Origin of the sequence: Thiocapsa sp. UBA6158 (assembly GCF_002423035.1) — a bacterium.
Taxonomy (GTDB): Bacteria; Pseudomonadota; Gammaproteobacteria; order Chromatiales; family Chromatiaceae; genus Thiocapsa.
This window is the reverse complement of sequence record NZ_DIUM01000046.1, coordinates 1-9,055: the sequence shown is the minus strand read 5'-3', so window position 1 is coordinate 9,055 and position 9,055 is coordinate 1. Positions and strand designations below refer to the sequence as shown.

Genomic DNA, 9,055 nt, shown 5'->3' with positions numbered 1-9,055 from the left:
GACAAGTCGGACAGGCTCCTAGGAGGCCAGATTTCCGGTCAACCGCATGGTCTCTATCTGATCTATCCGCAGGGCAATTATTTCGCGGCCTCGCCCCAGACGCCTTACCTGCAGATCGGCGAGACCAAATACGGCAAGCCGGCGCTGGATCGTATCGCCGAGCCGGATCTGTCTCTGGAGAACGGGGCGCGTCTGTGCGTGGTTTCTCTGGACGCCACCTCGCGCTCGAACGTGACGGTCGGCCCGCCGTTCGAAGTCGCCATTTATGCCAAGGACAGCCTGACCCTGACCCATCGACTCAAGCTGACCGCCGATTCGCCGGCTCTGCGGTCGCTCTCCTACAGTTGGAACGAGGGCATCCGCGGCGTCTTCGACCATCTGCCCCGCTTCGATTGGGAGGCGATGGGCGAGGCGCCGGCGCAGCGGATACCGACCTGAGTGCGTCAGTCGTAGTGCTCCCGGGGCCGCGTCACCCGCCCGGTCAGAAAGGAGCGCGCCGGATCCACCCGGGCACGGCCGGCAAGTGCGGTGCGACCGAGCAGCATCCGAAACAGCATGGTTTCGCGATTGGTCAGGGTGATCTCGATCGGCCAATCCTGCCCGGCAAGCATGAGCCGGCTGCGAATGATGTAGCGATCCTCGCGGTGACCGCCCGAGTCGGTCACCCGCCGCTGGTCGATAACCAGCGCCTCGCCGTGGATCACCACATCGGTGCGTTTCTGCAGCGGATGCACGCCGAATCGTACGTAACGCTCGCGGCCCCGATGGAAGCCGTCGACATAGAAGGCATGGAGGGTGGAGGTGCGCGCCCCCGTGTCCACCTTGGCCTTGACGAGGCTGAGCCCCAACTCCGGTAGAGCGACCCACTCACGCCAGCCCAACAGCAAGGTTGCGGAGGTCTCGCCTGGAGGGCCGCCGGGAGTCATCGCGCAACCTCGCTCAAGGCCGTCAAATGCACAATCCGCACGCCGCTACGCCTCCCGCTCGACCTCGATCGCCAAGGCCCGATGTTAGCAGAGCCAAGCCCGGATCCGGACTGCTAAACTGGGGGCCGGTTCGGGCGAGCTCGATCAACGCATTTCGGAGACACCATGTTAAGACCGATCCACATGACCCTGATCGCCGCCTTGGCCCTGCCGCTGGCCGGGACCGCCGTTGCGGAGCAGGGCACCGCCAAGATCCTCGCACCCTGGGAGGCGAACGGTCAGCTTTTTCAGATCGCCGTGGACAAGCTCCAATTCATCGGCACCTTCGAGGGCATCATGTACATCGAGCACGGCGAAGGCCTCCTGGATGCGGCGCTCTTCACCTGTCCCTCGACCCAGATCATCCACGTCCTGAGCAACCAGCTCGAGAGCCACGGCTTTTGTACCATCGAGAGCCCGACAGGTGATTCGGTCTACGCCGAGTTCAACTGCAACGGCGAGCCCGGCTCCTGTAATGGCACCTTCACGCTCACCGGCGGAACCGGCCGGCTCGCGGGGATCACCGGTCAGAGCGACATGATCGTACGCACCGCGCTGAGCGGGACCGCCATGAACGAGGCGTCCGGTGGGACCGTGTCGGCGGCGAAGGGGCTCGCGATCTGGCCGGAGATGCGCTTCGAGTTTCCCGGCAAGAGTGCGAAGGCCGGCATGCTCGGCACCGGAGTCGGCTCAAACGGAGGGGAACTCATTCCGGACATGCTGACTCCGGAGGCGCCGGGCAGCACGACCGATCCCGATGCGCACGCCGAGGGGGCAGCCTCCGGCGACGCGCCTGCGAGCCGTTCCGCGCAAGACAACCCGGCGAGCGAGCGCTGAGCGGATGGCCCGCCGAGACTTGCCGAGCAGACGAGGAGGGATCGATCGTTTGTCGGGTGCGGCCCTCGCCGGCGTCATTGCAGCGTTGCTCCTCGGCGCCCAGGCCTTCGCCGCCGGCGCCCGCGAGATAGTTGGAATCCCGATCGTCGAAGACGACGGGTCCCTCACGATCAAGGGTCAGGCAATCGAGCTCTACGGGATCTATCTTCCGCAGACCGAGCGCCAGTGCCGGCGCTGGGAGCGCCCCGTCCGCTGTGCTCCGCGCAGCACACTTGCGCTCGACTTCCGCGTCAGGGGGTTCGTGAGTTGCGAGCCGCGCGGCCGATCCGAGACCGGACGGATTCAAGCGATCTGCCATGTCGATCGTACCGGGCTGAATCCGGGCGAGGACTTGGCCGCCTATCTCATTCAGCGCGGCTGGGCGCTCGCACTCCCGGGAGCGCCGTTCGAATATCACGCCATGGAGCGTATCGCCCGCACCCAGCAGCTCGGCGTCTGGGGCACGGCGGCCGACGCCATCGGCCCGCGCTGATGCGGCGGCGACGCGATCAGGCTTTTGGCTCGAACGCCAAGGCCACCGAATTGATGCAATATCTGAGCCCCGTCGGTCTCGGCCCGTCCGGAAAGACATGCCCGAGATGGGCGCCGCAATTGTTGCAAAGGACCTCGGTACGGCGCATGCCGTAGCTGACGTCGTCCTCGGTCGCCACGACGTCGGGCGCGGTCGGCCGCCAAAAGCTCGGCCAGCCCGAGCCGGAATCGAATTTCTCGCTCGCGTCGAACAAGGGCTCGCCGCAACAGACACAACGGTAGAGACCCGGCTCCTTGGAGTCGTGATACTGCCCGGTGAAGGCCGGCTCGGTGCCTTTTTCCCGGCAGACACGGTATTGCTCCGGCGTCAGGGTTTCGCGCCATTCGCGATCGGTTTTCTCGATCTTATGACCCATAGCGACCTCATGTGATTTGGTTTTCGTATGACTCTGGTGTCGACGATCCGCTTGAGGTTCGGATCGGGCATGGGCGGCATTGGCTTGAGCCTCGGGCGAGGCGACCCTTATACTGGCTGCATCTTATCGGTCCGAATCGTGATGATTCGCGACCCCGACCGCGACTCGGTTCCGGGACCGTCCATATGATGAAGTTATCCGTGCCACCCCGAACGCAGGTAATGGGGTCGCACCGCAGCGATGTCCACTTGCTGCCGTGCCGGTCCGCACGATGCGCCCCGTGCCGTTCCCCGACAGACGCGAAACCCGTGTCGACCGACGCCGATCCGGCCTGTGCATCCGAGGCGTTTGCCTGAGATGTTCCTGCGGAACCGACATCGCCTCTGGGTCCGCTTGGTCTTGATGCTCGGTGCCATCTCGCTGTTCGTCCTGGCCTACCAATGGGGTAATCAGTACCAGCGCCGCAGCGCCGCGCCTCCGACGATCGGAGGGTTGCTGATCCGTCCGCCTGCGAGCCTGCCGGATTTCGAGCTCCGCGAGGCCCTCGGTCGTCCGTTCGGCCACAAGGATCTGTCGCAAGGCTGGACCCTGCTCGCCTTCGGCGATCTGTCGCGCGCGTCGGGACAGCTCGCCGTCCAGCGTCTGATCGATATTTACAACCGGCTGGCCGACGAGCGCGTCTTGCGCAAACAACTGCGCCTCGTCCTCGTCGGCACGGGTGATTCCAGCCTTCACCGGGATTTCGCCGGCCTCATGCCCGCGTTGAAAATCCTCGGCGGCGACGCCGAGCAGATCGAGCGTCTCCGCACCGACATCGGTCTCGGCGCGTCGGACTCGTCTGCGATCTTCGTCCTCGCACCGGGCGGTTACCTGCTTGCCTTCCTGCCCGAGACCGAAGGCGGCGCACAGATGGCGGAGGACCTGAGGGCCATCCACGCCAGCTCTGATCTCTTGTTGCCGGAGACACCATGACGGAACCAGTCCGGGGCGTGGGGGCGCGACTCTTCGTCGCCCTTCAGCACGTCCTTCCACAGCACCTGTTGTCGGGTCTCATGTATCGGTTGGCGCGTGTGCGCTGGCGTCTTCTCAAGGACCTGCTGATCGCGACCTTCCTACGCTTTTACCGGATCGATATGACCGAGGCAGCGGAGCCGAATGCGAAGGCTTATGTGGACTTCAACGCCTTCTTTACGCGTGCGCTGAGACCCGATGCGCGGCCCCTCGATCCGGACCTGCTTGCGGTCGTGAGCCCCGTCGACGGCACGCTCAGTCAGAGCGGGCGGATCAGCGCGGGCCGTGTGATCCAGGCGAAAGGTCGGGATTTCACCGTCGAGGAGCTCCTCGGGGGCGACCCCGAGCGGGCACGGGCCTTCAACGGCGGTACCTTCGCGACCATCTATCTGGCACCGAGCGATTATCACCGGATCCACATGCCGCTCGGCGGCGATCTCGCCTGGATGCACCATATTCCGGGGCGGCTGTTCAGCGTGAACACCGTCACCGCGGATCTGGTGCCGCGTCTGTTTGCCCGCAACGAGCGGGTGGCCTGCCGATTCGAGACCGAGCTCGGCGCGATGGCGATGGTCCTGGTCGGGGCCATCTTCGTCGGCGGGATCGAGACCGTCTGGGGCGGCGAGGTGACGCCTGTACGAGCACGGAGTCGGCTGTCGAACGCGGGCTCCGTTCAGGGCAGCGCAGGCGGATCGGTCAGGCTCGAGCGCGGCGCCGAGATGGGTCGCTTCAATCTGGGCTCGACCGTGGTCCTACTTTTCGAGCCGGGTCGGGTGCAGTTGGACGAGACGCTCGTGCCGGGCAGCAAGGTTCGACTCGGGCAGCGGCTCGGCGGCACTGCCGCGGCGTCCGAGCACGTCGCGACCTAGCGCGAGCCCGCGGCGAACCGGAGGCGCTTTCATGTCCCATCTCTTCCTTGCCGTGACCGCCCACGGTTACGGGCACCTGGCGCAGGCGGCGCCGGTGATCCATGAGCTGGCGCGGCGTTTTCCCGGTCTGCGGATCACCCTGCAGAGCGACATCGATCCGGGCTTGGCGCGCAGCCGACTGCCGCCCGGGTTGACGCAGATCCAGGAGGCGACGGATATCGGCCTGCTCATGGACGGCCCGCTCGGCACCCGTTGGTCGGAAAGCCTGATCCGATATGCGGATTTCGAGGCCGACTACGAACGGCGACTCGCGCGCGAGACCTCACTGTTGCGCCGAGAGGCGCCTGACCTGGTCTTGGCCGACGTGCCCTGGCTGCCGCTGGATGCGGCGCGGCGGGCGGGTATCCCGGCGGTAGCACTCTGCTCGCTCAACTGGTACGACATCCTGCTCGAGAGTCCGGTGGCCGATCAGCTCCCCGCACCTGTGATGGAGCGAATGCGGGCGGTCTATGCCGCAGCCGAGCGCTTCATCCGACCGGCCCCCTCGATGCCGATGTCCTGGCTGCCGAACGCGATCGATGTCGGCCCCATCGCGAGCCGTTATCCGGACCGTCGCAAGGAGTTGCGCTCACGCTGCGGTGTGCCCCCCGATCGCCCCATCGCCCTGATGCAATTCGGTGGATTCCAGGGGTTCGATCCGCTCGCGATGTGGCCCGAGCAGGACCAGGTTCATTGGTTGGTTCAGGATCTCCCCGCCGGTTCGAGGCGCGATGCGACCGGGATTTCCTCGCTTGGACTGCGGGTGCCGGACGTCATGTCCTCCTGCGACCTCATGCTGTGCAAGCCCGGCTACGGCACCTATTCGGAGGCCGCAGTCAACCGGATCCCCGTGCTCTATGTCAGACGCGGCGATTGGCCGGAGGAAGCCGCCCTGATACCCTGGCTGGCAGAGCGGATGCCGACACGCGAGGTGACGCGGGAGGATCTTCTGGCGGGACACCTCGCCGAGGCGATCCATGCCTTGCGCACCGCCGATCGGCCGCCTGCCGTGGAGCCGACCGGTATCGAGGAGGTCGCGGACCTTCTCGAGCCCCTTTTGGAGCATGGGTCCCGCCGTGCGGGTCATGCGTCCCGGCTCGGTTCCGCCGATTGGACCGGCACCTCCTCGGTAACCTCAGTGGTGGACGGGTCATGACGACACTCAGTGACGATCGAAAAGGGACGCGATACCTGGTGCTTCTGGCACTGGTCTTTTGGCCGCTCGTCTCCTGGGGTACCTTGGCCGGCAAGTCTCCTGCGACTGAGGGAGCCGAGACGCGGCCGCCCGAGGCAGCCCCGACTAAGCCGGCGTTGCCTACCGCACCGAATCGACCGCGTCCGAGCCGTGCGGAGGTCATGGCCATGATCCCGGAGGTCGCCCGGCGACATGGTGTCGAGGAGGAATTGGTACGCGCGGTCGTCGCGGCGGAGTCGAACTACAACGCCCACGCCGTGTCTCGCGCGGGCGCGGTCGGGCTGATGCAGTTGATGCCCCCGACGGCGGCGGACTATGGGGTGACCTCGGTCGCCGATCTCTTCGACCCCAAGATCAATCTCGACACCGGCACACGTCACCTCAAACGTCTACTGCGCAAGTACAACAACGACTACGGCCGGGTCATCATGGCTTACAACGCGGGTGAGGGCGTGGTCGATCGCACCAACAGCCAGGTGACCTATCTCGAGACGCTCAACTATACCGAGGCGGTGATTACCTATTACCGCCGCAACGGCGGGACTGCGCCCACACAGGTGGCCTTGAATCAGGTGCGGACCCTGCGCGGGACGCGCGACTTGGGCAAGGCGAGGCGCCTGATGAAGAAGTATCTGGACCCGTCGTTGTTGTCGCTCAAGGTCAAGCCGACGCTCGACCTGCGGCGTCTTAATCCGGCCCTTCACGAAGTGGGCCCGGAGAGTAAGCCGATGTTCGAGCTGGGCGCGACCGGTCGGCCCTGATTCCGGTTCCGGACGGCGCATCGTCGGCATCGCTCGAGAGGAGTCTCGGCACATGGTCTACGGGTTTGCGGCACTCCTGCTGATCCCGCTCGGCTGGGGTCTATGGATCTTCAATCGTCTGGTGCGTCTACGCAATCGCGTCCGCGCGGCTTGGAGCGATATCGACGTTCAGCTCACCCGGCGTCACGACCTGATCCCCATGTTGGTCGAGGCGGTGCGCGGCTATGCTGCGCATGAGCAGACACTCTTTGCGGCTGTTGCGGCGCTGCGCACCCGCGCCATCGAGACGCGAAGCCCCGCCGAGCTGGCGACCCTGGAGACGGCACTCGAGCAGTCGGTCGGCCGGCTGATCCTGCTCGACGAGGCCTATCCGGATCTCAAAGCGAGCGAGAACTTCCTGCGCCTTCAACGCGATCTCGTCGATGTCGAGGAGCATCTCCAATACGCACGCCGTTTCTACAACGGTGCGGTGCGCGAGTTGAACGACGGGATTCAAAAGGTGCCGGACCTGCTGATCGCTAGGCTCTTTGGATTCGCATCGGCCGAGTTCTATCTGGCTCGCGAGTCCGAGCGCGCGGCACCGCGACTCGAGGGCGCAACATGAGCATGATCGACCTCCGCCGCGACCCTTCTACCGGGGGGGTCCCGTTGTCGCGGATGCATCGATGCTCGGTTTGCGGGGGTGCGTGGTTCCTCGGCCTCCTGCTCCTGCTCGGGCTCGGCACCGAGGCCGGTGCTGCCGAGGAGATCATCTCCTTCCACAGCGATCTCGCGATCCAGTCCGACGGCGGTCTCGAGGTGACCGAAACCATCGCGATTCGTGCCGAGGGCCGCGAGATCCGCCGCGGCATCGTGCGCGAGTTTCCGACCCGCTATCGCGACCGGCTCGGCAACCAGGTCCGGGTCGGTGTCGAGCTGCTCGGCGTGGAGCGCGACGGCAAGCCGGAGCCCCATTTCACCGAGCGCGTCTCCAACGGCGTGGAGATCAACACCGGCAACGACGATGTTCTCGCCGTTCCTGCGACCTATACCTACCGCATTCGCTATCGCACGACCCGTCAGCTCGGTTTCTTCGAGGGGCACGACGAGCTCTACTGGAACGTCACCGGCACCGGTTGGATCTTTCCGATCCTCGCAGTGAGTGCCTCGGTGCGGCTTCCCGCCGCGGTCCCGATCGTGGAGCTCACGGCCGAAGGCTATACGGGTCCTCAGGGGGCCGTCGGTCGAGATCTGGTCGCCGAGGTCGTCGCGCCCGACGAGATCCGTTTCGCGACGACACGACCCCTGGGTGTTGCCGAGGGTCTGACCATCGTGGCCGGTTTTCCGAAAGGTCTGATCGCGGAGCCGACGGATGCCCGGCATCTCGGCTGGCTGCTGTACGACAATCGCGGTGTGCTGGTCGCCCTGGTCGGGCTCATGCTGCTGCTCGCCTATTACGGGACCACCTGGTGGCGCGTCGGGCGCGATCCGCAGGCCGGCCCGATCTTCCCGCACTATCGGCCCCCGGACGGGCATTCACCCGCGGGTCTGCGCTATCTGAGTCGGATGGGCTATGACCATCGCTGCTTTGCCGCCGATCTGGTCGAGACGGCCGTGAAGGGTCATGTGGTGATCCATCAGGAAAAGACCGGTTGGCGCGAGGCTTGGCGGCTCGAGCGCCGGCCCGGCGCCGACCCCACCGCACTCACGCCGAGTCAAGCGACCCTGCTCCGGCTGCTCTTCGCCAAGGGCGATCAGCTGGTGCTGACCGACAAGCAGGCGGATCGGGTCGGACCGGCGCAGAGCGGCCACACACAGAGCCTCGCGCAACTCTATATCCCGCGATTTTTTCTTCTCAACGGCGGCAAGCTTGCCCTCGGGATTGCCTTCTCCGTGCTCTACGGTGGTTTGGCCTGGATGGTCGCGGGCGGAGACGGGATACCGGCCATGCTCGTCCTGTTCGGGCTTGCCGTCGGTGCCCATGCCCTCTTTGCTTGGCTGCTGAAGGCCCCGACCACGGAGGGTCGACGTCTGCTTGACCGGATCGAGGGCCTGAAGCTCTATCTGAGTGTCGCCGAGCGCGACGAGTTGAGGTCGCTCCCCGGACCGGGCAGCGATGTGCCGCCCGTGCTGGATGCCGAACGCTACGGGGCACTTTTGCCTTATGCGCTTGCCCTGGATGTCGAAGAGGCATGGACCCGTAAGTTCACGCTTGCCGTCGGCGCCGCGGCTGCGGCAGCCGCCGCAGGAGGTATCCACTGGTATCGAGGCCGTGGTAGCGCCGGGGATCTTTCGCGGATGAGCCGGTCGCTCGGCCAGACCCTGAGTCGTCAGATTGCGTCCTCCGCAACACCGCCAGGCAGCAGCTCGGGCGGCGGTGGCGGCGGCTCCTCCGGAGGCGGCGGCGGGGGCGGCGGAGGGCGCGGGCGCTAGGAGCCTGTCCGACTTGTCG

Annotated in this window: 10 protein-coding genes and 1 pseudogene; 9 read left to right on the top strand and 2 right to left on the bottom strand. The window is 65.9% G+C overall.

Annotation, left to right across the window (positions count from 1 at the left end):
• Positions 1 to 438: pseudogene (locus B4N44_RS06970) on the top strand (20S proteasome subunit A/B); the annotation flags it as partial.
• Positions 439 to 443: 5 nt separating this feature from the next.
• Here B4N44_RS06970 and B4N44_RS06965 read toward each other — a convergent pair.
• Positions 444 to 926, bottom strand: coding sequence for an ATP-dependent zinc protease (locus tag B4N44_RS06965; RefSeq protein WP_296698468.1), 483 nt, complete (start codon positions 924 to 926; stop codon positions 444 to 446).
• A gap of 165 nt (positions 927 to 1,091) precedes the next feature.
• Here B4N44_RS06965 and B4N44_RS06960 point away from each other — a divergent pair, with 165 nt between their 5' ends.
• Positions 1,092 to 1,802 carry a hypothetical protein gene (locus B4N44_RS06960; protein WP_296698465.1) on the top strand — a complete coding sequence of 237 codons (711 nt, stop codon included), beginning with the start codon at positions 1,092 to 1,094 and terminating at the stop codon, positions 1,800 to 1,802.
• Positions 1,803 to 1,851: 49 nt separating this feature from the next.
• Positions 1,852 to 2,334, top strand: coding sequence for a thermonuclease family protein (locus B4N44_RS06955; protein WP_296698462.1), 483 nt, complete (start codon positions 1,852 to 1,854; stop codon positions 2,332 to 2,334).
• A gap of 16 nt (positions 2,335 to 2,350) precedes the next feature.
• Here the strand turns inward: B4N44_RS06955 and msrB are convergent, their stop codons facing one another.
• A complete protein-coding gene (gene msrB, locus B4N44_RS06950; protein WP_296698459.1) occupies positions 2,351 to 2,749 on the bottom strand; it encodes a peptide-methionine (R)-S-oxide reductase MsrB in 399 nt (132 codons plus the stop codon).
• Positions 2,750 to 3,106: 357 nt separating this feature from the next.
• Between msrB and B4N44_RS06945 the strand changes: the two genes are divergently transcribed.
• The 6 genes from B4N44_RS06945 to B4N44_RS06920 are packed head-to-tail and all read left to right on the top strand — an operon-like array spanning position 3,107 to position 9,036.
• A complete protein-coding gene (locus B4N44_RS06945) occupies positions 3,107 to 3,721 on the top strand; it encodes a hypothetical protein (protein WP_296698456.1) in 615 nt (204 codons plus the stop codon).
• On the top strand, positions 3,718 to 4,629 hold the full coding sequence (gene asd / locus B4N44_RS06940; RefSeq protein ID WP_296698453.1) for an archaetidylserine decarboxylase: 912 nt from the start codon (positions 3,718 to 3,720) through the stop codon (positions 4,627 to 4,629). The genes B4N44_RS06945 and asd overlap by 4 nt, the downstream gene beginning before the upstream one ends.
• 31 nt (positions 4,630 to 4,660) lie before the next feature.
• Complete coding sequence (locus B4N44_RS06935) at positions 4,661 to 5,824, top strand: hypothetical protein (RefSeq protein ID WP_296698450.1); 1,164 nt, start codon at positions 4,661 to 4,663, stop codon at positions 5,822 to 5,824.
• Entirely contained in the window at positions 5,821 to 6,624 is an 804-nt protein-coding gene (locus B4N44_RS06930; protein WP_296698448.1) for a lytic transglycosylase domain-containing protein, read from the top strand. Before B4N44_RS06935 ends, B4N44_RS06930 begins: the two co-directional genes overlap by 4 nt.
• Before the next feature lie 52 nt (positions 6,625 to 6,676).
• Positions 6,677 to 7,228: a LemA family protein gene (locus B4N44_RS06925; RefSeq protein ID WP_296698446.1), complete on the top strand. Its 552-nt coding sequence runs from the start codon at positions 6,677 to 6,679 to the stop codon at positions 7,226 to 7,228.
• Positions 7,225 to 9,036, top strand: a complete 1,812-nt coding sequence (locus tag B4N44_RS06920) for a DUF2207 domain-containing protein (protein WP_296698443.1) — start codon at positions 7,225 to 7,227, stop codon at positions 9,034 to 9,036. The genes B4N44_RS06925 and B4N44_RS06920 overlap by 4 nt, the downstream gene beginning before the upstream one ends.
• Positions 9,037 to 9,055 lie beyond the last annotated feature (19 nt).

Excerpts from the sequence above, each read along its gene's own strand:
- B4N44_RS06920 (WP_296698443.1), top strand. The coding sequence starts at position 7,225 with ATGAGCATGATCGACCTCCGCCGCGACCCTTCTACCGGGGGGGTCCCG.
- msrB (WP_296698459.1), bottom strand. The coding sequence starts at position 2,749 with ATGGGTCATAAGATCGAGAAAACCGATCGCGAATGGCGCGAAACCCTG.
- B4N44_RS06935 (WP_296698450.1), top strand. The coding sequence starts at position 4,661 with ATGTCCCATCTCTTCCTTGCCGTGACCGCCCACGGTTACGGGCACCTG.
- B4N44_RS06930 (WP_296698448.1), top strand. The coding sequence starts at position 5,821 with ATGACGACACTCAGTGACGATCGAAAAGGGACGCGATACCTGGTGCTT.
- B4N44_RS06945 (WP_296698456.1), top strand. The coding sequence starts at position 3,107 with ATGTTCCTGCGGAACCGACATCGCCTCTGGGTCCGCTTGGTCTTGATG.
- B4N44_RS06925 (WP_296698446.1), top strand. The coding sequence starts at position 6,677 with ATGGTCTACGGGTTTGCGGCACTCCTGCTGATCCCGCTCGGCTGGGGT.
- asd (WP_296698453.1), top strand. The coding sequence starts at position 3,718 with ATGACGGAACCAGTCCGGGGCGTGGGGGCGCGACTCTTCGTCGCCCTT.
- B4N44_RS06960 (WP_296698465.1), top strand. The coding sequence starts at position 1,092 with ATGTTAAGACCGATCCACATGACCCTGATCGCCGCCTTGGCCCTGCCG.
- B4N44_RS06965 (WP_296698468.1), bottom strand. The coding sequence starts at position 926 with ATGACTCCCGGCGGCCCTCCAGGCGAGACCTCCGCAACCTTGCTGTTG.